Genomic DNA, 22,095 nt, shown 5'->3' with positions numbered 1-22,095 from the left:
CGGCTGCCGCGGCTGGGCCGCCCGCTGGAAACCGACGCGTCCGAAGCGGCGCGCCCGATGAGGCGCGGCTAGGGAAGGGGAGACGGCCGGTGAAGCTCGATCTGTGGCTCCTGCTCGGCTCCATCGTGGTCATCACGGCCATCGTGGCGGTCCGGCTGGCGCATCGCAGCGGGCTGCCCAGCCTCCTCCTCTACCTGGCGCTCGGGCTGCTGCTGGGCGAGTCCGGGTTCGGCATCCGGTTCGATGACCCTCTGGTCGCCGAGACCCTGGGCCTGGCCGCGCTGGTCCTGATCCTGGCCGAGGGCGGCATCACGACCCGGTGGTCCGACGTACGCGCGGGGGTGCCGGCCGCGATCTCGCTGGCCACGATCGGCACCGCGGTCAGCATCGCGGTGGTGGCCGCCGCCGCGCACTGGCTGATCGGCGCCGACTGGCGCATCGCCGCCCTGCTGGGCGCGGTGCTCGCGCCGACGGACGCCGCCGCCGTGTTCTCGGTGCTGCGGCGCCTGCCGCTGCCGTCGCGCCTGTCGGGCATCCTCGAGGCGGAGTCGGGCTTCAACGACGCCCCCGTGATCATCCTCGTGGTGGCGCTGACGTCGCGGCACGCGCCCTCGGGCCTGGGCATGGCCGGGGAACTCGTGGCCGAGCTGGCGATCGGCGCGACGGCGGGCCTGCTCATCGGCTGGCTCGGCGCGTTCGCACTGCGCCACCTGGCGCTGCCGGCCTCGGGCCTGTACCCGATCGCGGTGCTGGCCCTCATCGTGGGCGCGTACGGCGCGGCGGCCGTCATCCACGGCAGCGGCTTCCTCGCCGCGTACATCTCGGCGCTGATCCTGGGCAACAGCCCGCTGCCGCACCGCCCGGCCACCCGCGGTTTCGCCGAGGGGCTGGCCTGGCTCGCCCAGATCGGGCTGTTCATCATGCTGGGCCTGCTGGCCTCACCGTCCGAGCTGCCCGCGCAGATCTGGCCGGCGCTCGCGTGCGGTTTCGCCCTGGTGCTCGTGGCCCGGCCGCTGTCGGTGCTGCTGTCCACCCCGTTCCTGGGGCTCGGCCTGCGGGAGAAGGCCTTCCTGTCCTGGGCGGGGCTGCGCGGGGCGGTGCCCATCGTCTTGGCCACGCTGGCGATGACGGCGGGGCTGCAGGACGCGGACGAGCTGTTCGCCCAGGTGTTCATCATCGTCGTCGTCTTCACGCTGCTGCAGGGCCCGACGCTGCCGTGGCTGGCCCGCGCGCTGAAGCTGGCCGTCGCCGATGCCAGCCGTGAGATCGACGTCGAGGCCGCCCCTCTCGAAGAACTTCACGCGGACCTGCTGGACATCCGCATTCCCGCCGATTCGCGGCTCGACGGAGTGGAGATCTTCGAGCTCCGGCTGCCGCACGGCGCGCAGATCACCCTGGTCGTACGGGACGGCGCGAGCTTCGTTCCGGAGGGCAGTACGCGCCTGCAGGCGGGGGACAAACTGCTGGTCGTGACCACGAGCGAGGTCCGTGCGGAGGCCGAGCGCCGGTTGCGCGCGGTGAGCAGGCGCGGCAAGCTGGCCGGTTGGTACGGCGAGCAGGGGGACTGATGGCCCTGGCCGGGAATGATCCGGCAACCCGTACACTTGGCAGTCATTAAGTGAGAGTGCCAGTCTTGTGCAGCAAGGAGGATCTCGTGCCGACGTACCAGTACACGTGCACGGAATGCGGCGAATCCCTGGAGGTCGTGCAGAAGTTCAGCGACGACTCGCTGACCGAGTGCCCCGCCTGTGAAGGGCGCCTGCGCAAGATCTTCTCCCCCGCCGCCATCGTGTTCCGCGGGTCGGGTTTCTACCGTACCGACAGCCGCAGCGGCTCCGGCGCGGCGTCCAGCGCGCCCAAGGAGACCGCCAAGAAGGATGAGACGAAGTCCGAGACCAAGACCGAGACGAAGAAGGAGTCCAAGACGGAGTCCTCCTCGTCTTCGTCCTCGAAGTCGTCCAAGAACGGATCGTCGTCCGAGAAGGTCGCCTGATCCGGCGGGCCCGGACTCCTCCGGACCCGCCGTTTTGTCAGCCGACCGGCTCGTGCACCCGGGGCTCGCTCTCGCCCCGGCCGGCCGCCGCGAGCCCGCTGGGCCACCAGACCCTCGCCCCGAGGTCGTACGCCAGGGCGGGGACCAGCAGCGACCGCACGATCAGGGTGTCGAGCAGCACACCGAACGCCACCGCGAAGGCCATCTCCACGGTCCCGGTCAGCGGCAGGGTCGCCAGCGCCCCGAACGTCGCCGCCAGCACCAGCCCGGCCGAGGTGATCACACCGCCGGTGACGGTGAGCCCGCGCAGGACGCCTCGCCGCGTGCCCAGCCGCTGCGACTCCTCCCGTACGCGGGTCATCAGGAAGATGTTGTAGTCGACGCCCAGCGCGACCAGGAAGATGAAGATCGTCAGCGGGAACCCCGAGTCGGCGCCCTCGAAGCCGAACAGGTGCGTGAAGACGAGCCCGCAGACGCCCAGTGACGCGGCGAACGACAGCACCACCGTCAGCATCAGCAGCAGCGGTGCCACCACGGCCCGCAGCAGCAGGATGAGGATCACGAGCACCACGGCGAGGACGACCGGGATGATCGCCTTGTTGTCGTGCCGGGCGGCGCGCTGGGTGTCGAGATTGATCGCGGTGGTGCCGCCGACCTTTCCGCCGAGCGGGTGCACGGTGGCCCGCAGCCGGTCGACCGTGGCGCGGGCGGCCTGACTGTCGGGCGCGTCCGTGAGCGTCGCCTCGTACTGCGCGTAACCGCCGCCCTTGACCGGCTTGCCGACCTCCGCGACGCCCCGCGTGCCCGCGACCGCGTCGTGCAGCCCGGGTGTGTCCGGCCCGATCACGATGGCCGGGCTGCCGGTGCCGGCCGGGAAGTGCCGCGCGATCGCCCGCTCGCCGACGATGGAGTCCGGCGTGCCGACGAACTGGCCGGCGTTGGAGATCGGCCCGGTCCTCAGCGACGTGAGCCCGACCGCCAGGACGCCGAGTAGAAGCGCGGTGCCCACCCAGACGACGCGCGGCCGTACGCTGACGAACCGCGCGACGCGGGCCCAGACGCCGTGCTCCTGCTCCGGCGCGTCCGCGTACTCCGCGTCGTAGCGTGGCGCGACCGGCCAGAACACGCCGCGCGGCAGCGCCACGAGCAGGGCGGGCAGCATCGTGGTCATGGCGGCGAGCGCGCAGACGATGCCGGCCGCGCCCACCGGGCCGAGACCGCTGGTGGAGTTGAGCTCGGCGATGAGCAGGCACAGCAGCCCGATCGTGACCGTCGCGCCGCTCGCCAGCACGGCCGGCCCGGCGCGGCGCAGGGCGACGGCCATGGCCGCGTGCTTGTCCTCGTGCCGGTGCAGTTCCTCGCGGTAGCGGGCGATGATCAGCAGGGCGTAGTCCGTGGCGGCCCCGAAGACCAGTACGGCCAGGATGCCGGTGCTCTGGCCGCTCACGGTGAGGCCCGCCTCGGCCAGGAGGTACACCACACCCTGCGACAGCGTGTACGCCGCGCCGGCGCAGACCACCGGGACCAGCCACAGGAAGGGACTGCGGTACGTCAGGAGCAGCATGATGATCACGACGGCGAGCGTGACCAGCAGGAGCGGGCCGTCGATGCTGCTGAAGACCCTGACCAGGTCGGACAGGCTCCCTCCCGGCCCGGTGACGTGAACGTCCAGGCCGGCGGGCCGACCGTGCTCGACGATGTCGCGCAGGTCGTCGATGGCCGGGAGCACGACGCCGCCGTCGCCGGTGAAGGGCAGGAAGACCTGCATCGCCTGACCGTCCTTGGAGGTCAGCGGCCCGACGACCTGCCCGGCGTGCGGTAGCTCGCCGGCCTTCGCGGCGGCGGCCTGGGCGTTCGCGCGGTCCTGCGGGGTGATGCCGCTGCGCCGCTCGTACGAGACGACGGCGAGCATCGAGTCCTCCTGGCGCACCTTGTCCTGCAGCTTGATGACGCGGGTCGCCTCGGCGCTGCCCGGAAGGTAGGCGTCGGCGTTGTTCTGCGTCACGCCCTGCAGCTTGCCGCCGAGCGCGCCGCCGGCCATGAGCAGGACCACCCACGCGGTCAGGACGAGCCATTTCGTACGGCGGCCGGCCGGTAGCCGGGCCAGTCGGCTGATCATTGCTGGGCTCCTCGCCTTGCGAAGTCGTCTCGGTTTCCGAGAAGATATTACGCGTCTCGTTGCTCGTCAAGACATGTCGCGTCTCCGGTCGTGCGAGGAGTCGCGCACGTTGTCCACAGGCGGGGGCGGGGTGTCGCGGGGAGGTTCGGCGGGCGGCTAATGTCCCGCTCATGCATGCAGAGATCGGCGTAATCGGCGGCTCCGGCTTCTACTCCTTCCTCGACGACGTCGAGGAGGTCGAGGTGTCCACCCCCTACGGCCCGCCCAGCGACCCCATCGCGGTCGGCACCCTGCCCGGCACCGGACGGCGGGTCGCCTTCCTCCCCCGGCACGGCCGTGACCACCGCTTTCCGCCCCACAAGATCCCCTACCGCGCCAACCTCTGGGCGCTGCGGTCGGTCGGCGTGCGCCAGGTGGTCGCGCCGAGCGCCGTCGGCTCCCTCACGGCGACGTACGGCCCCGGCACGCTGGCCATCCCGGACCAGGTCATCGACCGTACGAGCGGGCGCGCGCAGACCTACTACGACGACGGCGCGGTGCACGTGTCGTTCTCCGACCCCTACTGCCCGGTCGGCCGCCGCACGACGCTCGACACCGCGGGCGCGGCCGGGTGGGAGCCCGTCGACGGCGGCACGCTGGTGGTCATCGAGGGGCCGAGGTTCTCGTCGCGGGCGGAGTCCCGCTGGTTCGCCGCGCAGGGGTGGACGCTGGTCGGCATGACCGGCCATCCGGAGGGCGTGCTGGCCCGGGAGCTGGCGCTCTGCTACATCCCGGCGTGCCTGGTCACCGACCTGGACGCGGGCGTCGAGGAGGGCGCGGGCGTGACGCACGAGGAGGTCATGCGCGTCTTCGCCCAGAACGTCGACCGCCTGCGCGACCTGGTCGGCAAGATCGTGGCCGCCCTCCCCACCGAGCGCAAGTGCCCGTGCCCGCAGACGCTCGACGGGCTGGAGCTCCCCATCGACCTGCCATGAGAGCGCTGCTGAGCCGCCACCGCCGCCTGCTGGCCGCCGCGTTCGCCGCCGCGGCCGCGGCGCTGGCCCTGACCGCGACCCGCGCCGACCCGAAGGGCGTGCGAGTCGTGGTCGCGGCCCGCGACCTGGCGGCCGGCGCCGTGCTGGGGCCCGGGGACGTGACGGTCCGCGTCCTGCCGGCCGGGGTCGTGCCGGCGGGAGTGGTCGGCCGGGCGGCGGGCCGGACGCTTGCGGCCCCGGTCCGGCGGGGCGAACCACTGACGGACGTCCGCCTGCGCGCGGACGGCCTGCTGGGCGGGAGCGGGCGGCCGGGGTCGGGCGGGAGCAGTACGGGGGGCGGTGGTACGGGCGGTGTGGGCGGCCTGCCGGACTCGGCCGACCCGGCCGCGGTGGCGGTCCCGATACGCCTGGCCGACGCCGCGGTCGCACGCCTCCTGCACCCAGGCGACCACGTGGACGTCCTGGCCGCCCGGGCGGACACCCCGACCCCGGCAAGAGCGATCGCGTCGGGGGTGCCGGTCATCGCCGTCCCCAAGCCGGACCCGGACACGGACGAAGGCGCCCTGATCGTGGTCCGCGCCACCCGCGACCAGGCCGCCACCCTGGCCAGAGCCGCCACCGACTCCCGCCTATCCGTCACCATCCTCGGCAACTGACGACACCACCCCGACCCCCGGCAGCCCGGTGCCCCACAGCCACCGGACCGGCGACCTCCCAAAACGGTCCGCAGGAGATCAGCGGTACGCACCACCCGCGACCAGGCCGCCACTCCCGCCAGGGCCGCCCCCGACTCCTGCCTGTCCGCCACCACCCTTGGCAACCAACGACGCCAGTCCAGCCTCCGCAGGAGGCGACGGATACGTACCGCCCTCGCCAGAGCCGCCGGCTCTCGCCCCTCCGTCGCCACTCTCGGTGGCCGACGACGACCCCGGCCCCGTACAGTCCGCGCCTGCGATCACCTTGACGACGACCGCCCTCCAGAGCGTTCCGCGGTGCGCCACAGACACAAGGCGCCCTCGCCGGCCCCCCAGCCGTCACCGCACCGAATGGCTGCGGGCACCGGCCCAACCCCCGTCGGGCCGGTGCCCGCAGCCTCCTGGACGGACCTCCCTATGAGGCCGCTCTCCGTCCGGATCAACACGCAGACGGACGAGACGTCCAGCCATCACGGCCGAGTGCACGCCGCGCAGTGTGCAGGGCGAGGCCTGTCCCGAAGTCCCGCGGCCCCCGGCACACGCCCCACACACCGAGCTACGAGCGGACCGCCGAACTGCTCGCGCCGCCGAAGTTGCTGCGGACCGTGATGTTCAGCGGGTTGTCCAGCCAGCCGCGCTGGTCCTGGTAGCGGCCGCCGCCGGTGTTGGTCAGGGTGAACATGAAGCCGCCCTGCGAGTCCAAGACGCTGAGGATCGCGTTCGGGTTCGTGGAGGTCGCCTGGACGGTCAGGAGGCGGCGGTTCCACGTGGCCTTGGTGACGCGCACGACGTCAGGGGCCGGCGGAGTGCCCGGGGTGACCGTCAGGGTGCCGGTCGCGGTGGTGCCGTCGGCCGACGCGGTGATGGTCACCGGGGTCGCCGTCGTCACGGCCGTCGTGACGACCGCGAAGACCGTGCTCCGCGTGCCGTCCACGACCACGACCTCGCTGGGCACGCTCGCCACGGCCGGGTTGCTGCTGGTCAGCGTGACCACCCGGCCGCCGGACGGCGCCGAGGCCATCGTCACGGTGGCGGTGTCGCCGGCGGTGCCGACGACGGTGGCCGGGCTGAAGGTCACCGAGGTGACGGCGGGTCCGGAGGGCGGCGGGAAGATGTTGAGGCAGTCGGTCTGCGTCGTGCCCGCCGTCGCGTTGACGCAGGCGAACTCCCCCGGCCCGTCGAACCGGAACGTCGTCACCGCGAAGGTGGCGGTCGTCGCACCGGCCGGGATCGTCACCGAGGCCGGTACGGTCGCCGCGGTCGTGTCCGTGCTGGACAGCGACACGACCGTGTCGTCCGCCGCCGCGGCGGTCAGCGTCAGGGCGCCCTGCGCCGGTGTGCCGCCGTCGACCGTGTGCGGGGAGATGGTCAGGCTCGCGAGTGTGCCTCCGGTGGCCGCGAACACGGCCGACGCGCCCGCCGCCGCGAAGCCCAGGATGATCGCTAAGCCGACGACGACGGTCGACATCCGGCGTGCGGCCGTCGCATGAGCCGACGATGTGGTGAACATGAGAGTCCTCCGCTCCTGTGGCGGGGAACCCGCACCATCGCGGATCCCCGCACTCGCCACGGGTGCGGTCCCTCAACGGTTCATGCGGTGGCCTGATCCGGACACCGACCTGCGGTCACGTACGGAGTCAGTCGCTGCCCGTCGGGGTGTTCTCCTTCGTGTACTCCCAGTGCCAGGGCTCGAAGGGGCTGCTGTAGGCCCACGACGGGTGGAAGAACTCATAGCGCTTGGAGTTGGCCTGCAGCCAGTTGAACTGCGCCGACCCCTGGCTCTGCACGCCTCCGCACAGGTCGACGGCCGTGCCGTACCCGTGGTTGCTGTGGCCCGGCACCGCGGCCATCCCGGGGCGCTGGGAGTAGATCCGCTGTTGCTCGGCGAGCGGCCGGTAGGAGTCGGTGAGGCACATCTGGGTGCCGAACCGCGACTTGTACGCGGCGTTGAGGTTGTAGAAGGCCAGCGCCGCGTCCGCGCGCAGCGCCCGGCCCGGCTGAGGAAGCGGGCACAGGAAGCGAGAGGGGATCAGCCCGTTCGGGTACTTGCGCGCGTCCGCCACCAGGCTCTTGCGGCACGTCAGGCGCAGCCGGGTGTTGGGGTCCAGCTTCTTCAGCGCGGCGGTCAGCTGCGTGGTCAGCGTGGCGGCGCGGGACTTCAGGCCGCTGATCTCCTGCTGCAGCCGGGTCTGCTCGATGGCGTTGCGCGACTGCAGGTCCTGCGCGGTGGCGGCGAGCTGCTCGTGCTGCTTGCGCAGCTGGCTCGCCTTGTCGATCAGCGTCTTCTGTTCGTTGGACAGCAGCGTGAGGTCGGTCGCGGCGGCCAGCGCCTGGTCGGGGTCGTCGCCGCCGATGAGCGCCGGGATGCCGAGCACGCCCGGCTCCTTGTACGAGCTGGCGGCCAGGCGCGCCAGCGGCTCACGGATCTGGTTGAGCTGGGCGTCGGCGACGCCGAGGTCGGCCAGGGTCTTCTTCAGCTTCTCCTCGGAGGCGTTGAGCTGCTTGCTGCGGGTCTCCCACGTCTTCGTCGCCGCGGTGAGTTCGTTGCGGGCCTTGTCGGCCTGCTTACGGAGAGCTTCGGCGCTGCTGGGCGACGGTGTCTGGGAGGCGGACGACCGGTCCGAGGCACCGGCCATCGTCAGCGACGCGAACACCGAGATCGCCGCGATCAGCGCCGCCGGCCGAGGGCTTCGCACGGGGATCCTTCCGGGGGCTGGCGACTACGTGACGCTGCTCGACCGTACTACAGGTGCCGCCGTGGACAGAGCCCCGCGTGTGACGGACGAGGAGCCGGTCAACCGTTCGGCCTGCGGTGACACATCTGCCACATCCACGACCACTTCTTCAGCGTCGGCGGGCAGCTCATGGTCGGGCGCGGGGCGGTGTGGGTCGGCGCCGGCTTCGGCTTCGGGCGCGGGGTCGTGGCCACGACGCGCGGCCGGGGTACGGGGACGATCGTGGTCTTCGTACGGCGCGGCGGGACGTACGCGCCGAAGGTCGGCGGGGGCGGTACGGCGGCCCCCGCCGGCGGCCGGCTCGATTGGACGCCGGTCGAGGCGGCCGGTTTCAACGGTTCGCCCGAGCCACCGCCCGCCAGCGTCACCGCGAGGACCAGCACGCCGGCCAGGACGATGGCGCCGGAGCCCAGCGCCACGCCGTACCGGAACGGCAGGAACTCGAACCTGGTCCACAGACGACGCGCCAAAACTGTTGGATTCAGCGCCGATGCCCACGTATGTCGCCCGTTCACGCCGAGCAGAGTAGCGAGGAACACGGCGCCGTGGGTCCGGCTCCGGCGGCCCACGGACCGCCGGAACGCCCGCCCACGCGGGCGACCGGCGCAGACTCCGCCGGACCGCGAATCTAACGATCAGTCCTGCCCGAATCACGGCATATGCCCGGTCTCGTCGGGAGACCCCTCGGCCTGGGATACTCCGACTATGGGGATACCGATCTTGTTGACCGTAGACGACGATCCATCGGTGTCCCGGGCGGTCGCTCGCGACCTCAGACGCCGGTACGGACAGAACTTCCGAGTGGTGAGAGCCGACTCGGGACCGGACGCCCTTGAAGCGCTGCGAGAGATCAAGCTCCGGGGGGAGACCGTCGCCGCGATGCTCGCGGACTACCGCATGCCGCACATGGACGGCATCGCGTTCCTCGAGCAGGCCATGGACCTGTTTCCGCACGCCCGGCGGGCACTGCTCACCGCGTACGCGGACACCGACGCCGCGATCCAGGCGATCAATCTCGTGGACGTCGACCACTATCTGCTCAAGCCGTGGGACCCGCCGGAGGAGAAGCTCTATCCGGTGGTGGACGCGCTGGTGGAGACCTGGCGCGCGGCCGACGACCGGCCGGTCGAGGAGACCAAGGTCGTCGGGCACCGCTGGTCCGCGCCGACGTACAAGGTCCGCGACTTTCTGGCCCGCAACCTCGTGCCGTACCGCTGGTACTCCGTGGACGAGCCCGAGGGACGCCGGCTCCTCGACGCCGCGGGCGCCGGGCCGGACGACATCCCGGTGGTCATCACGCCCGACGGCAAGGCGCTGAGCTCGCCGACCGGGGCCGAGATCGCCGCCGTGGTCGGCCTGTCCACCGAGCCGGCCGCCGACTTCTACGACCTCATCGTCATCGGCGGCGGCCCCGCCGGGCTCGGCGCGGCGGTGTACGGCGCCTCGGAGGGCCTGCGGACCGTACTCGTCGAACGCCGGGCGACCGGCGGTCAGGCCGGGCAGAGCTCCCGGATCGAGAACTACCTGGGCTTTCCCGACGGTGTGTCCGGAAGCCAGCTGACCGACCGGGCCCGACGGCAGGCGCGCAAGTTCGGCGCCGAGGTGCTGACCGCGCGCGACGCTGTCGCGCTGGAGGCGCGCGGCTCGGCCCGGGTGATCACCTTCAGCGACGGCACCGAGATCGCCGCGCACTCCGTCGTCCTCGCCAGCGGCGTCTCGTACCGCTCGCTCGGCGCACCCGGCTGCAACGACCTCACCGGCCGCGGCGTCTACTACGGCTCGGCCTCCACCGAGGCCCAGGCGTGCAGCGACGAGGACGTCTACATCGTCGGCGGCGCGAACTCCGCCGGCCAGGCCGCCGTGTTCTTCTCGCGCTACGCGCGCTCGGTCACCCTCCTCGTACGCGGCCCGTCGCTCGAACAGTCGATGTCGCACTATCTGATCGAGCAGCTCAGGGCCATCGAGAACATCTCCGTACGCGTGGGCACATCCGTCATCGAGGCCCACGGCAGCGAGCACCTCGAGCACGTGACGATCTGCGAGGGCGACAGCGGCAAGACCGAGACGGTGCCGTGCAGCCACATGTTCGTCTTCATCGGCGCCGCCCCGTACACCGACTGGCTCGGCGACGCGATCGTCCGCGACTCCCACGGCTTCGTGCGTACGGGACCCGACCTGCTGGCCGAGGGCAAACGGCCGAAGGGATGGACTCTCGACCGCGACCCGTTGTACTTGGAGTCGTCGGTTCCCGGCGTCTTCGTCGCGGGCGACGTACGGTCGCAGTCGGTCAAACGGGTCGCCTCGGCGGTCGGCGAAGGAGCGATGGCAGTGACGCTGGTCCACCGGTACCTGGAGGAGCGATGACCTCGATCGCGCGGGACGAGCTGCGGACGCTCTTCCTCTTCGAGAAGCTGACCGACGAGCAGCTCGACTGGGTCACCGAGCACGGTGAGATCGAGAAGTACGCCGAGGGCACGCCGATCCTCCAGGAGGGCGACCCGGCGACCTGCTTCTACGTGCTGCTGTCCGGCACGCTGCGGATGACGCGGCTCGTCCACGGCGACGAGCTGGAGATGACCCGCACCGACCAGCGCGGGGCGTACTGCGGCGCCACCCAGTTCCTGATGGGCCAGCGCGGTGACCAGCGCTATTCCGCGTCGGTGCACGCGGTCACCGACACCGAGTTCCTGTCGCTGCCGGCGGCCGAGCTCGGCGAGGAGTTCACCTCCTGGTTCCCGATGGCGGCCCACCTGCTGGAGGGCATGTTCCTCGGCCGCCGCAACACCGACGCCGTGGTCGGCCAGCGGGAGCGGCTGCTCGCCCTCGGCGCGCTGTCCGCGGGCCTGACCCACGAGCTGAACAACCCCGCCGCGGCGGCCGTACGCGCGACCTCCTCGCTGCGCGAACGCGTCGCCGGGATGCGGCAGAAGCTCGCGATGCTCGCCCGAAACGACATCGACCCGAACCTCCTCGAACAGCTCGTGGACGTCCAGGAGGTCCTGGTCAAGGCGGTCGCCGGCGCACCCAAGCTCAGCGCGATACAGACCTCCGACCTGGAGGACGAGCTGTCGGACTGGATGGAGGACCACGGCGTCGCCGACGGGTGGGATCTCGCCGCGCTCTTCGTACCGGCCGGCATCACCACGGCGCGCCTGGACGAGGTCAACGAGGCGGTCGGCGAGGCGTTCCTCAACCCGGCGCTGCGCTGGCTCGGGTACGCGGTGGAGACGGAGTCGCTGATGGGCGAGATCGAGGACGCCACGACGCGCATCTCGACGCTGCTGAGCGCCGCCAAGCAGTACTCCCAGATGGGCCGCGCGCCGTACCAGTGGATCGACGTGCACGACGGCCTCGACTCGACGCTCATCATGCTGTCGGGCAAGCTGAGCCACATCGCGGTGATCAAAGAGTACGACCGGTCGCTCCCGTCGATCCCGGCGTACGCCGGTGAACTCAACCAGGTATGGACGAACCTGGTCGACAACGCGGTCTCCGCGATGAAGGGCACCGGCACGCTGACCATCCGGACCAGCCGCGAGAACGACCGCTTGATGGTCGAGATCTGCGACGACGGCCCCGGGGTGCCCGCGGACCTCGGCCAGCGAATCTTCGAACCGTTCTTCACGACGAAGGCGGTCGGCGAGGGCACCGGGCTCGGCCTGGACATCTCATGGCGAATCGTGGTGAACAAGCACCGAGGCGACCTGCGACTCCGTTCCGAACCGGGCGACACCCGCTTTCAGGTCCTGCTCCCCGTCACCGAGGAGGAAGAGGACCAGGACTAGGTCCAGCGGCGGAAGCCGCCCTCGGTGTTGATCACCTGACCGGTGATCCAGGCGGCGTCGTCGGTGGTGAGCCAGGCGATGAGGCGGGCCGGATCGTCCGGTACGCCCCAGCGTCCGGCCGGGAAGCGGCGGCGTACCTCCTCCAGGACGCCAGGCGGGGCGTAGCCGGTGTCCACAGGGCCCGGGTTGACCGTGTTGAGGGTGATCGCCCGGTCGGCGAGATGGTCGGCCAGCGTCGGCGTGATCGCGGCGAGGGCGCCCTTGGCGGTCGCGTAGGCGACCTCGTCGCGCATCGGGCCGAGGTTCTGGCCCGAGGTCAGGAAGATGACCCGCCCGCCGGGACGGCCGTCGTGCCGGGCGGCGAACGCCTGGGCCAGCAGGATCACCGAGCGGGTGTTCACCGCCCAGTGCGTGTCGAGCATCGCGGCGTCCAGCGCCTCGAGCGCTCCGTCGCCACCGCTGCGGGCGTGGTTGCAGACCAGGACGTCGACGTGGCCGAACGCCCCGGCCGCCGCCTCGACCAGGCGGTCGGGCGCGTCGGGGGCGGCGAGGTCCAGGCCTTGATGGTGCAGCTCCGCGCCCTCGGTGAGAGCCTCGGACACGCCACTCACGACGGCGTCCAGGCCGCCGGGGTCGGCTCCCCACGGCTGCTCCCGGTCGTGCGGCACGTGGTGGTGCAGGAACAGGCCGGCGCCCAGGGCGGCCAGCCGGCGCGCGATGGCGTACCCGATACCGGCGCGACGGCTCACTCCCGTCACCAGCGCGACGCGGCCGCGCAGCGGAAGCGGGTCAGAGGTCATGCCCCCAGCCTCGACGCCCCGGCCGGGCCACCGCAATCGAATAACCAGCGCGCCGGGGGCCGGGGAGGGTGATCGAAATGCGGGGCTGACTCCGATCACGACTCGCTGTAACGTTCCACGCAGGGTCCCCGCCAGTCCCAAGGAGCTTCCCCGGATGACCGATACGAGCCTCCAGCAAGGTCTCAAGAACCGTCACGTCGGAATGATCGCCATCGGGGGCGTCATCGGCGCGGGCCTGTTCGTCGGCTCGGGGGCCGGCATCCACGGCACCGGTCCGGCGATCCTCATCTCGTACGGCATCGCCGGTCTGCTCGTCGTCCTGGTGATGCGCATGCTCGGCGAGATGTCGGCGGCCTCGCCGGACACCGGCTCGTTCTCCGCGTACGCCGACCGCGCGATCGGGCGCTGGGCCGGGTTCACGATCGGCTGGCTCTACTGGTGGTTCTGGGCGGTGGTGCTCGCGGTCGAGGCGACGGCGGGCGCGAAGATCGTGCACGGCTGGATCCCGGGGCTGCCGCAGTGGGCGCTCTCGCTGATCCTGATGATCCTGCTGACCGCGACCAACCTGTTCTCCGTCGGGTCCTACGGCGAGTTCGAGTTCTGGTTCTCCACGATCAAAGTCGTCGCCATCGGCGTCTTCATCGTGCTCGGCGTACTCGCGATCTTCGGTCTGCTCCCGGGCACGGACTCCGTCGGCGGGAGCAACCTGACCGGGCACGGGGGTTTCTTCCCCCACGGGTACGGCGCCGTGATCACCGGCCTGCTGACCGTCGTGTTCGCGTTCATGGGCAGCGAGATCGTCACCATCGCGGCCGGCGAGTCCCGCGACCCGGGCCGCGCCGTGACCAAGGCGGTCAACAGCGTGATCTGGCGCATCCTCGTCTTCTACCTCGGCTCGATCGCGGTGGTCATCACGCTGCTGCCGTGGAACGCCGGCAGTGTGGCGACCAGCCCGTACGTCGCGGTGCTCGACAACATCGGCATCTCCGGCGCGGGCACGATCATGGACGTCATCGTGCTGACCGCGGTGCTCTCGTGCCTGAACTCCGGTCTCTACACCGCGTCGCGCATGGCGTTCTCCCTGGCCGAGCGCGGTGACGCGCCGAAGAGCTTCTCCCGTACGAACAGGCGCGGTGTCCCGTACGTCGCGATCTGGGTGTCGGTGGCGTTCGGTTTCGTGGCGGTGGTCTTCAACTACACGAGCCCGGACACGGTGTTCCTGTTCCTGCTGAACGGCTCCGGCGCGGTCGCGCTGTTCGTCTGGGCGGTGATCGCCGTCTCGGAGCTTCGCATGCGCCGCCGCCTGGAGCGTGAGGCACCCGAGCGCATCCTCGTACGGATGTGGCTGTACCCCTACCTCACCGTCGCCACGATCGTCGGCATCGCCGCGATCCTGGTGGTCATGCTGTTCGACCACGACGGCCGCCCGCAAGTGCTTTGGTCGATGGCGGTCGCGGCGGTCGTGCTCGTCGCCGCGTTCGTCCGCCACGGCCGCGCCCGCGCCGCCGAGCCGGCCATGGCCGATATGCACTAACCGGACAAGTCAGACAGCGTGGTGCTGGGTTGTCAGACTCTCCTGCGGGTCTTCGATTACCTGTGGTAGCTATATGACTTCCCTGCGAGATTACGGTCTCGCACGATTCCCCTCTGTCCGCTTTCTTTGGAGTTCCTCCGTGAGCACTCGCTCCACGCGGGCTCGCCTCGGCCGTTCGTTCCGGCCGGCCGGTGGCCCGCTCAGTCTGACGGTGGGGGCCGCGGTCGCGGCGACCCTCGTCACGGGCTGTGCGGGAAAGAGCCCGAGCCACGCCGCGTCGTCGCCTCCGCCCTCCGTGGCCCCGACGTCCGGCAGCCTGCCGCTCGTCACGACCTTCGCGACGCTGAAGAACATCGCCCAGGACACCAAGGCGGCCGCCGACGGCACCGTCACGCACCCGATCAAGGCCATCCCGGTCTCGGCGGCCCCCGGCGGCCCGCCGGTCGCGACCCTGCCCGACAAGGAGCTGGGCGGTCCCACCTGGGTCCCGGTCGTCGAGACCAAGCCGGGCTGGCAGCGGGTCCTCCTGCCCAGCCGCCCCAACGGCGCGACGGGCTGGATCGCCGACGGCAAGGACAAGGTGCGCACGGCGTACAGCCCGTACACGATCAAGGTCGACACGTCCTCGCGACGCCTCTCCCTGCTCAAGTCCGGGCGGCCGGTCGGCACCTGGACCGTCGCCGTGGGCGCGCCCAAGACGCCGACGCCGGTCGGCCGTACGTTCATCATGGCCTCGCTCGCGCCGGCCAAGCCGACCTACAGCCCGCTGATCCTTCCGGTCGGCGCGCATTCTGAGTCGCTCGACACGTTCGGCGGCGGTCCGGGCACCGTGGCGTTCCACGGCTGGCCCCAGAAGTCGGTGTTCGGCCAGGCGGTCACGCACGGCTGCGTACGGGTCCCGTCGGACGCGCTCCAGCAGCTCGCCAAAGTGCCGCTGGGGACGTCCGTCTCGATCGCCGTTTAGCCCATGCCCCGCACCCACGGCCTTCCCGCGTGGAAGCCGTTATCCCTTTTAGGAGCAGTAACCCCATGCGCAAGCACCTGAAGTTCGGCCTGGTCGCCGGTGTCCTCGCGGCGCCGGCCGCCGCCGCCGTCATCGTGCCGGCGCCGGCGAACGCAGGCGGGCACTCCTCGTCGGCGTACGGCATCTCCGCCACCGGTCCGGTGAACGTCCCCGCGACGCCCTCGGTGACCTCCGCCGCGCGCCCGAACTCCAGGAGTGTCGCCTCGATCCCGGGCAACCCGCTGGTGAAGGTGTCGGTGCTCCGCGCCCGCGCCGTACCCGGGCACGCGGAGGCGAGCGTCGTCGACCTCCGTGTCGCCGCGACGGCGCTCGGCCCGGACGCGGTCCTGTCCGCCAAGCTGATCGCGGCCACGTGCGACGAGGGCGCCGGCGTCTCCAAGCTGGCCGACGTACGCCTGGCCGGGCGGCCGATCGAGGCGGGCGGCTCGCCGAACAGCACGCTCACGGTGCCGGTCGCGGGCCTCGGCGGCGTCCAGGTCACGGTCGACCGGCAGGTGCGCAATCCCGACGGCACCCTCACGGTCACCGGCCTCCACCTCGACGTACGGGCGCTGGGCAAGAGCCAGACGATCGACATCGCCTCCGCGACCTGCGCGCCCACGGGCGAGGCTCCGAAGCCGACCCCGATCCCAAGCGACCTTCCGGTCACCGGCTGACGCCGGAGCTTCCGCGGGGGACGAGGTCCCCCGCGGAAGCCCGGTTCTCATCGGATCAGGACGCGTTCACCGCCACGTCGTCCAGGACGAAGCTGGTCTGCAGAGACGAGTCCTCGGTGCCGCTGAACGCCAGCGTCACGGTCTGGCCGGCGAACGAGGACACGTCGAAGGTCCTGTTCACGTAGCCGGACGCCGCATTGGCGTTGCTGTAGGTCGCGAGGGTCGTGCTGCCGATCTTCACGGTGAACTTGTCGTAGGCGGTGCTGCCGGACTCGCTCGTGTCGATGTGCAGGTAGAGGCTAAGCGAGGCGTGGCAGCCGGCCGGGATGGTCACCGACTGGCCGGCGCTGTCGGTGTGGGTGGTGCCGTAGCCGTCCAGCCAGGCGAAGTGCGTACCACCGTGCGCGGTCTCGCCCGAGCCGTTGGCCGAGACGACGCCCGAGGTCGTCGTCCACGGCGTGGTGCCGGACTCGAAGCCGCCGTTGGTGACCTTGTTGCCCGGCGAGGAGCAGCCGCCGCCGACCGGGTTGACCGTCCAGGTGAACGAGGTCGAGCCCGAGGCGCTGGTGGTGTCCGTGGCGGTCACGGTCACGCTGTACGTGCCCGCCGTGGTCGGCGTGCCCGAGATCAGGCCGCTGGAGGCGTTGATCGACAGCCCGGCGGGCAGGCCCGACGCGCTGTAGGTCAGTGTCTGGCCCGACGCGGAGTCAGAGGCATGGATCTGCAGGCTCGCCGCCGTGCCGACCGTCGACGTCTGACTGCCCGGGTTGGTGACCGTCACGGTGTTCCCGCCGGTCGAGCCGCTGCCGAACGCGGTGACGCCGTTGGGGGTGCCGAGACCGGTCGGCCCGTCGTATCCGGCCGCCGCCTTACAGAGGTAGGCCGGGCTGCACGAGCCGTTGCTGCCGGAGGTGACGTCGTTCAGGTTGCCGGTGTGGGAGTAGGGGAACGAGGACGGGGTCGAGCCCGCCGCGGGCGGCCCGGCCAGCGCGTACACGCCGGCGATGATCGGTGCCGAGGCGCTGGTTCCTCCGACGACCAGCCAGCCGCCGGTCCCGTACGTGTCGTAGACCGCCAGGCCGGTGTTGGGGTCGGCGACCGCCGAGACGTCCGCGACCGTACGGCGGGAGCAGCCGGTGTCGGTCTGCCAGGACGGCTTGGCGTCGTAGGCGGAGCAGCCGGAGCCGGCACCGCTCCACGCGGTCTCACTCCAGCCGCGCGCGTTGGACGCGCGGGACAGCGAGGTGCCGCCGACCGCGGTGACGTACCGGGAGGCGGCCGGGTACTCCACGCCGTACCCGTCGTCGCCGGAGGACACCGTGATCGCCACGCCCGGGTGGTTGAAGTAGGCGGAGTCGGAACTGGGGTCGGTGGAGTCCTCGTCCCCTCCGTAGCTGTTGGAGACGTACTTCGCGCCGAGGCTGACCGCGGTGTTGACCGCGGTGCCCAGGTCCTCCATCGACGGCTGGCTCGCCTCGACCAGGAGGATGTGGCAGGTCGGGCAGACCGCGGAGACCATGTCGAGGTCGAGCGACTCCTCCTCGGCCCATCCGGAGTCGGCGCTCGGCGGGGTGCTGCCGCCGGTCTCGTTGACCTTCTTGAAGCAGCCGTTGGCGGTGGTGCACGCCGCGAGCCCGTACTGGGACCGGTACGTCGCCAGATCGGACTCGGCGTTGGGGTCGTCGTAGGCGTCGACGATCGCGACCGTCTGCCCCGACCCGCCCGAGGGCAGGGCGTAGGCGCTCTTCAGATCGGTCGCGCCGTATCCGGAGGGCGCGACCTGCGGCTGGAGGCCGCGCCGCGCCTGCACGTCGGTGCGTACGAGCGTGAGGCAGGCCATCTGGTTCTTGCGGGTCGGCGTGGCGCAGGCCCGCTGGACCGGCGCGGCGGCGGCCGCCTGCTGACTCGCGGCCCTGGCGGGGGCGGCTTGGGCGGAGGCTGAGGCGGCGAGCGAACCCGCGGCCAGCGCGACGGAGGCGAGCACCGTGAGTCCGGCACGTCTCATCCGTCGAGCGAGGGTGGGGGGTGACATCCTGCTCCCTTTCCTGGCGGGAGGCCGGGCGGCGGTACGGCGGGGGTCCGAAACCGATCGGGGTGAGCGTCGCCTAGCCTGTGACACCACGGTCAGTGGTGCATGCCGCGGACGATAGGCATGCGGTACAAGAGGGTCAATATGCCTTTACTCTCTCTTGACCGATGCGTCCGCTTCTGGACGGTAAGAGCGCTTTTAGTGGTGTTTCGTGCACGCCCGATAATTTGGGAGAGTGGCGGATTTGGACGGGTGGCGCCGAGAGCTGACCGACCTCGGACTGACGGGGTACGAGGCGCGCGTGTACCTCGCGCTGGTCAACCGGTCCCGCTACACGGCGGCGCAGATCGCCCGCGAGTCGGGCGTGCCGCGCCAGCGCGTCTACGACGTCTTGTCCGGCCTCACCGAACGCGGGCTCGTACGGGCGCTGCCCGGCCAGGTGGCGCGCTTCACCGCGGTCGACCCGGCCTCGGCGATCGAGCGCCTCATGGCGACGCACCGCGCGACGTTCAGCCACCTGGAGCAGACCACCGCGCGGCTCGTCGAGGCGCTCGTACCGGCCTGGTCGCAGGGGCGGGACGAGACCGACCCGCTCGACTACGTCGAGGTGCTGCGCGACCGGGAGATGCTGTCCGAGCGGATCGAGGAGATCCAGGCCGAGGCCGAGCGGGAGATCCTCGCCATGGCCAAGCTCCCCTACCTCACCGGCACGAGCGAGTCCGGGATCGCCACCATCCACCGGCTGAACGAGGCCGGCGGCAGCGTGCGCTGCCTGTACGAACGCGACACGATGGACCACGGCGAGATGCTCGCCGACATCCGGAGGTACGCCGCCGCCGGCGAGCACGCACGGATCGCGGCCAGCGTGCCGATGCGCATGTGGATCGTGGACGGCTCGCGAGTGGTGATGTCGCTGCGGGATCCGGTCGCCGAGTCCGCCTCCACGACGAACGTCTTCATCGAGCACCCGGCGCTCGCGCAGTGCCTGGCCTACGCGTTCGAGGCCATCTGGGACGGCGCGGAGCCGGTCACCTGAGGGGGATGCTGCTATACGGTGCGAGGGTGAGGTCGTCACAGCCGGTTCGGGGCACCCGCGTCCGCGGCACGCGGCAGGCGGAGGTGCTGGCCACCGCGTTGGAGAGCCTGGCCGGGTTCCGCAGCGCCCAGGACATCCACGCGGAGCTCCGCCGGCGCGGTGAGCGCATCGGCCTGACCACCGTCTACCGCCACCTCATGGTGCTCAGCGAGGACGGCGCGGTCGACACCATCCGCGACGAGGACGGCGAGACGCTCTACCGGCGCTGCGAGACGCGGGCGCACCACCATCACGTGACGTGCCGCTCGTGCGGGCGCAGCGTGGAGGTCGAGGGACGGGCGGTGGAGCGGTGGGCCGACCGGGTCGCCACCGAGGCCGGTTTCGTCGACGTGGACCACACCGTGGAGATCTTCGGGCTGTGCCCGGACTGCGCCGGGGACCGCCCGGATACCTGAAAACGGTTATCACTATCGCTAGAGTGCGGGAGGGGGCCGTCCACAGATGACGGCTTCCGGCGTCACCGCCTGCCGCGAACGGTCACAATGAGTGGTGGCCACTGACGCTGAGTGTCGATGCTTACCCGTCCTGGGAGGGACCGTGAAGATCGCTTTTGTCGGCAAGGGCGGCAGCGGGAAGACCACGCTGTCCTCGCTGTTCGTCCGGCACCTGGTGACCGCGGGCGCGCCGGTGGTCGCCATCGACGCGGACATCAACCAGCACCTCGGGGTCGCGCTCGGCCTCGAGGAGGACACCGCGGCCGCGATCCCGGCGATGGGCGAGCACCTGCCGGAGATCAAGTCCTACCTCCGGGGCGCCAACCCGCGCATCCCCTCGGCGGCGTCGATGGTCAAGACCACCCCGCCGGGCCGCGGCTCCCGGCTGCTGCGCCTGGGCGACGACGACCCGATCCACACGCGGCTCGCGGTCGACGCGGCCGGCGCGCGCCTGATGGCCACCGGGCCGTTCACCGGCGAGGACCTCGGGGTGGCGTGCTACCACTCCAAGACCGGCGCGGTCGAGCTCTACCTCAACCACCTGGTCGACGGCCCCGGCGAATACGTCGTGGTCGACTGCACGGCGGGCGCGGAGTCCTTCGCGTCGGGCATGTTCACGCGCTTCGACCTGACCTTCCTGGTCGCCGAGCCGACGCGAAAGGGCGTCGCGGTCTACCGCCAGTGGGTCGACTACGCCGCCGACTTCGACGTGGCGCTGCGGGTCGTCGGTAACAAGGTGCACGACGCCGAGGACGTCGCCTTCCTGCGCGAGCACGTCGGCGACGCGCTGCTGTGCTGCCTCGGCCAGTCCGCGGCCGTACGAGGCATGGAGCAGGGCCGCCCGTTCGGCATCGGCGACCTGACCGCCGCCGACCGCTCCTCGCTCGGCGCCCTCCGGGCGGCCGTCGACGACCGGGCGAAGGACTGGCCGAAGTTCACCCGCCAGGCCGTGGAGTTCCACGTGAAGAACGCCCGCGCCTGGGCCAACGCCGCCATCGGGGAGGACCTCGAGGCTCAGGTCGACCCCGGCTTCACGCTCGCCGAGGCCGCCCTGACCGGCCGGCGTTCGTAACGGCCCAGGCTCTCGCGAACGGCGGCCCTTATCGGTTGTCTTCTATCGATGTTTTGTGCCGCTGACCGGCGAAGAGCCGTCCTTGACCGGCCCGCCGATTCGGTTGATTTCTCATCGTCACTTATGGAAGATGAAAACCGTTACCGACAAGCGTGGCAGACCGACAGGAGAGATTCATGTCGCTGACCGTGTCTCCGCAACTCGTCCAGCAGGCCCAGCGTGGCGATGTCGACGACGCCGCGTTCATCGACTGCATCCGCGACTCATTGCCGTACGCCTGGAAGGTCGTCAGCGGGCTGATCGACGACCTCCGGGTCAGCGAGGCCGAGTTCGCCGACAACCGGACACCGCCTCCCGACGAGGCCGCGCGCGGCCAGCTCCTGCGCCTGATGGCCAGCGACGCCATGCGCGGGACGATCGAGCGCTACTTCGGCGTACGGCTGGCGTTCCAGAACTGCCACCGCGCGGCGGCCTTCCTGCCGGGCGCGGAGGAGGCCTACCAGGACTTCGTCACCTCCCGTGCACAGATTCTCAACCAGCGCCCCGAGCTCGTCGACTGCTGACCCCCGCGCGCGTGGTGCCCGGGACCACTCGGGGGATTCCGGGCACCACGGGGCCGTCAGCGGAAGCCTGCGATCTCCCGCGGCGTGTAGTGCTTCTCCAACTGCTCCACCTCGTCGTCGGTCAGCTCGATCGCGAGCGCGGCCAGGGCGTCGTCGAGGTGCTTGTCCCGGCCCATCCCGACGATGGGCGAGGTGACGACCGGGTTGCGCAGCACCCAGGCCAGCGCCACCTGGGCCCGGTCGACGCCGCGGGCCCCGGCGACCTCGGCCACGGCGTCGACGATCTGACGGTCGCTCTCCTGGTACAGCGACTTGCCGAACTCATCGGTCTCGCTACGGGCGCTGGTCGCGTCCCAGTCGCGGGTGAGGCGGCCGCGCGCGAGCGGGCTCCACGGGATCACGCCGATCCCCTGGTCGGCGCAGAGCGGCAGCATCTCGCGCTCCTCCTCCCGGTGGAGGAGGTTGTAGAACTTAACCTCCGGCAAGAAGTAATCGGAGGTGGCCATGTCCCCATCCAGTTCGCTCGTCCCCGTGGTCTCATACGGTCGAATCTCGGCCGACCAGCGGAAAGACGCCCACGGCGTGC

General features: G+C 71.3%; 20 protein-coding genes. 13 read left to right on the top strand and 7 right to left on the bottom strand.

Annotated features, from left to right (window positions below; all coding sequences use genetic code 11):
• Nucleotides 1–89: 89 nt before the first annotated feature.
• Nucleotides 90–1,568: a potassium/proton antiporter gene (locus QWU11_RS07415; protein WP_290104297.1), complete on the top strand. Its 1,479-nt coding sequence runs from the start codon at nt 90–92 to the stop codon at nt 1,566–1,568.
• Nucleotides 1,569–1,654: 86 nt separating this feature from the next.
• On the top strand, nt 1,655–1,993 hold the full coding sequence (locus QWU11_RS07410; protein WP_290104296.1) for an FmdB family zinc ribbon protein: 339 nt from the start codon (nt 1,655–1,657) through the stop codon (nt 1,991–1,993).
• 37 nt (nt 1,994–2,030) lie between these two features.
• Here the strand turns inward: QWU11_RS07410 and QWU11_RS07405 are convergent, their stop codons facing one another.
• On the bottom strand, nt 2,031–4,112 hold the full coding sequence (locus QWU11_RS07405; protein ID WP_290104295.1) for an MMPL family transporter: 2,082 nt from the start codon (nt 4,110–4,112) through the stop codon (nt 2,031–2,033).
• A gap of 170 nt (nt 4,113–4,282) precedes the next feature.
• Here QWU11_RS07405 and QWU11_RS07400 point away from each other — a divergent pair, with 170 nt between their 5' ends.
• Nucleotides 4,283–5,086, top strand: coding sequence for an S-methyl-5'-thioadenosine phosphorylase (locus QWU11_RS07400; RefSeq protein WP_290104294.1), 804 nt, complete (start codon nt 4,283–4,285; stop codon nt 5,084–5,086).
• The gene (locus QWU11_RS07395; RefSeq protein WP_290104293.1) at nt 5,083–5,742 is read left to right on the top strand and encodes an RcpC/CpaB family pilus assembly protein; all 660 of its coding nucleotides are present in this window, start codon (nt 5,083–5,085) and stop codon (nt 5,740–5,742) included. Before QWU11_RS07400 ends, QWU11_RS07395 begins: the two co-directional genes overlap by 4 nt.
• 595 nt (nt 5,743–6,337) lie before the next feature.
• Here QWU11_RS07395 and QWU11_RS07390 read toward each other — a convergent pair.
• The 3 genes from QWU11_RS07390 to QWU11_RS07380 all read right to left on the bottom strand — a co-directional run bounded on the left by QWU11_RS07390 (nt 6,338) and on the right by QWU11_RS07380 (nt 8,986).
• Complete coding sequence (locus QWU11_RS07390) at nt 6,338–7,291, bottom strand: hypothetical protein (protein ID WP_290104292.1); 954 nt, start codon at nt 7,289–7,291, stop codon at nt 6,338–6,340.
• 127 nt (nt 7,292–7,418) lie between these two features.
• Nucleotides 7,419–8,477: a D-alanyl-D-alanine carboxypeptidase family protein gene (locus tag QWU11_RS07385; RefSeq protein ID WP_290104291.1), complete on the bottom strand. Its 1,059-nt coding sequence runs from the start codon at nt 8,475–8,477 to the stop codon at nt 7,419–7,421.
• 98 nt (nt 8,478–8,575) lie between these two features.
• Complete coding sequence (locus tag QWU11_RS07380; RefSeq protein WP_290104290.1) at nt 8,576–8,986, bottom strand: hypothetical protein; 411 nt, start codon at nt 8,984–8,986, stop codon at nt 8,576–8,578.
• Nucleotides 8,987–9,221: 235 nt separating this feature from the next.
• Between QWU11_RS07380 and QWU11_RS07375 the strand changes: the two genes are divergently transcribed.
• On the top strand, nt 9,222–10,880 hold the full coding sequence (locus QWU11_RS07375) for an FAD-dependent oxidoreductase (RefSeq protein WP_290104289.1): 1,659 nt from the start codon (nt 9,222–9,224) through the stop codon (nt 10,878–10,880).
• Nucleotides 10,877–12,301, top strand: coding sequence for an ATP-binding protein (locus QWU11_RS07370; RefSeq protein ID WP_290104288.1), 1,425 nt, complete (start codon nt 10,877–10,879; stop codon nt 12,299–12,301). Before QWU11_RS07375 ends, QWU11_RS07370 begins: the two co-directional genes overlap by 4 nt.
• Here the strand turns inward: QWU11_RS07370 and QWU11_RS07365 are convergent.
• Nucleotides 12,298–13,101 (bottom strand): SDR family oxidoreductase, encoded by an 804-nt coding sequence (locus QWU11_RS07365; RefSeq protein WP_290104287.1) that lies wholly within the window; start codon nt 13,099–13,101, stop codon nt 12,298–12,300. The two genes, QWU11_RS07370 and QWU11_RS07365, sit on opposite strands and share 4 nt — an antisense overlap.
• Before the next feature lie 154 nt (nt 13,102–13,255).
• On the opposite strand from QWU11_RS07365, the gene QWU11_RS07360 reads away from it, so the two are divergent.
• The 3 genes from QWU11_RS07360 (at nt 13,256) to QWU11_RS07350 (ending at nt 16,315) form a co-directional block, all read left to right on the top strand.
• The gene (locus QWU11_RS07360) at nt 13,256–14,635 is read left to right on the top strand and encodes an amino acid permease (protein ID WP_290104286.1); all 1,380 of its coding nucleotides are present in this window, start codon (nt 13,256–13,258) and stop codon (nt 14,633–14,635) included.
• 139 nt (nt 14,636–14,774) lie between these two features.
• On the top strand, nt 14,775–15,599 hold the full coding sequence (locus QWU11_RS07355) for a L,D-transpeptidase (RefSeq protein ID WP_290104285.1): 825 nt from the start codon (nt 14,775–14,777) through the stop codon (nt 15,597–15,599).
• A gap of 65 nt (nt 15,600–15,664) precedes the next feature.
• On the top strand, nt 15,665–16,315 hold the full coding sequence (locus QWU11_RS07350; protein WP_290104284.1) for a choice-of-anchor P family protein: 651 nt from the start codon (nt 15,665–15,667) through the stop codon (nt 16,313–16,315).
• A 55-nt stretch (nt 16,316–16,370) separates the two neighbouring features.
• Here QWU11_RS07350 and QWU11_RS07345 read toward each other — a convergent pair whose 3' ends face one another.
• Nucleotides 16,371–18,320 carry a putative Ig domain-containing protein gene (locus QWU11_RS07345; protein ID WP_290104283.1) on the bottom strand — a complete coding sequence of 650 codons (1,950 nt, stop codon included), beginning with the start codon at nt 18,318–18,320 and terminating at the stop codon, nt 16,371–16,373.
• A 259-nt stretch (nt 18,321–18,579) separates the two neighbouring features.
• On the opposite strand from QWU11_RS07345, the gene QWU11_RS07340 reads away from it, so the two are divergent.
• The 4 genes from QWU11_RS07340 (at nt 18,580) to QWU11_RS07325 (ending at nt 21,509) form a co-directional block, all read left to right on the top strand.
• Nucleotides 18,580–19,380: a helix-turn-helix domain-containing protein gene (locus QWU11_RS07340; RefSeq protein WP_290104282.1), complete on the top strand. Its 801-nt coding sequence runs from the start codon at nt 18,580–18,582 to the stop codon at nt 19,378–19,380.
• Between the two features lie 26 nt (nt 19,381–19,406).
• Nucleotides 19,407–19,835, top strand: coding sequence for a Fur family transcriptional regulator (locus QWU11_RS07335; protein WP_290104281.1), 429 nt, complete (start codon nt 19,407–19,409; stop codon nt 19,833–19,835).
• A gap of 142 nt (nt 19,836–19,977) precedes the next feature.
• Nucleotides 19,978–20,946, top strand: a complete 969-nt coding sequence (locus QWU11_RS07330) for an ATP-binding protein (RefSeq protein ID WP_290104280.1) — start codon at nt 19,978–19,980, stop codon at nt 20,944–20,946.
• 176 nt (nt 20,947–21,122) lie between these two features.
• A complete protein-coding gene (locus QWU11_RS07325) occupies nt 21,123–21,509 on the top strand; it encodes an SCO5389 family protein (RefSeq protein ID WP_290104279.1) in 387 nt (128 codons plus the stop codon).
• A 56-nt stretch (nt 21,510–21,565) separates the two neighbouring features.
• Here QWU11_RS07325 and QWU11_RS07320 read toward each other — a convergent pair whose 3' ends face one another.
• Nucleotides 21,566–22,015 carry an aldo/keto reductase gene (locus QWU11_RS07320; protein WP_290104278.1) on the bottom strand — a complete coding sequence of 150 codons (450 nt, stop codon included), beginning with the start codon at nt 22,013–22,015 and terminating at the stop codon, nt 21,566–21,568.
• Nucleotides 22,016–22,095: the final 80 nt, after the last annotated feature.

This window comes from Actinomadura sp. DC4, assembly GCF_030406325.1.
Classification (GTDB): Bacteria; Actinomycetota; Actinomycetes; order Streptosporangiales; family Streptosporangiaceae; genus Actinoallomurus.
The sequence above is the reverse complement of the archived record's forward strand: the minus strand, read 5'-3'. Positions and strand labels throughout refer to the sequence as shown.

Coding starts and splice junctions, on each gene's coding strand:
- QWU11_RS07405 (WP_290104295.1), bottom strand. CDS start 4,112: ATGATCAGCCGACTGGCCCGGCTACCGGCCGGCCGCCGTACGAAATGG.
- QWU11_RS07400 (WP_290104294.1), top strand. CDS start 4,283: ATGCATGCAGAGATCGGCGTAATCGGCGGCTCCGGCTTCTACTCCTTC.
- QWU11_RS07395 (WP_290104293.1), top strand. CDS start 5,083: ATGAGAGCGCTGCTGAGCCGCCACCGCCGCCTGCTGGCCGCCGCGTTC.
- QWU11_RS07390 (WP_290104292.1), bottom strand. CDS start 7,291: ATGTTCACCACATCGTCGGCTCATGCGACGGCCGCACGCCGGATGTCG.
- QWU11_RS07375 (WP_290104289.1), top strand. CDS start 9,222: ATGGGGATACCGATCTTGTTGACCGTAGACGACGATCCATCGGTGTCC.
- QWU11_RS07370 (WP_290104288.1), top strand. CDS start 10,877: ATGACCTCGATCGCGCGGGACGAGCTGCGGACGCTCTTCCTCTTCGAG.
- QWU11_RS07365 (WP_290104287.1), bottom strand. CDS start 13,101: ATGACCTCTGACCCGCTTCCGCTGCGCGGCCGCGTCGCGCTGGTGACG.
- QWU11_RS07360 (WP_290104286.1), top strand. CDS start 13,256: ATGACCGATACGAGCCTCCAGCAAGGTCTCAAGAACCGTCACGTCGGA.
- QWU11_RS07350 (WP_290104284.1), top strand. CDS start 15,665: ATGCGCAAGCACCTGAAGTTCGGCCTGGTCGCCGGTGTCCTCGCGGCG.
- QWU11_RS07345 (WP_290104283.1), bottom strand. CDS start 18,320: ATGAGACGTGCCGGACTCACGGTGCTCGCCTCCGTCGCGCTGGCCGCG.
- QWU11_RS07325 (WP_290104279.1), top strand. CDS start 21,123: ATGTCGCTGACCGTGTCTCCGCAACTCGTCCAGCAGGCCCAGCGTGGC.
- QWU11_RS07320 (WP_290104278.1), bottom strand. CDS start 22,015: ATGGCCACCTCCGATTACTTCTTGCCGGAGGTTAAGTTCTACAACCTC.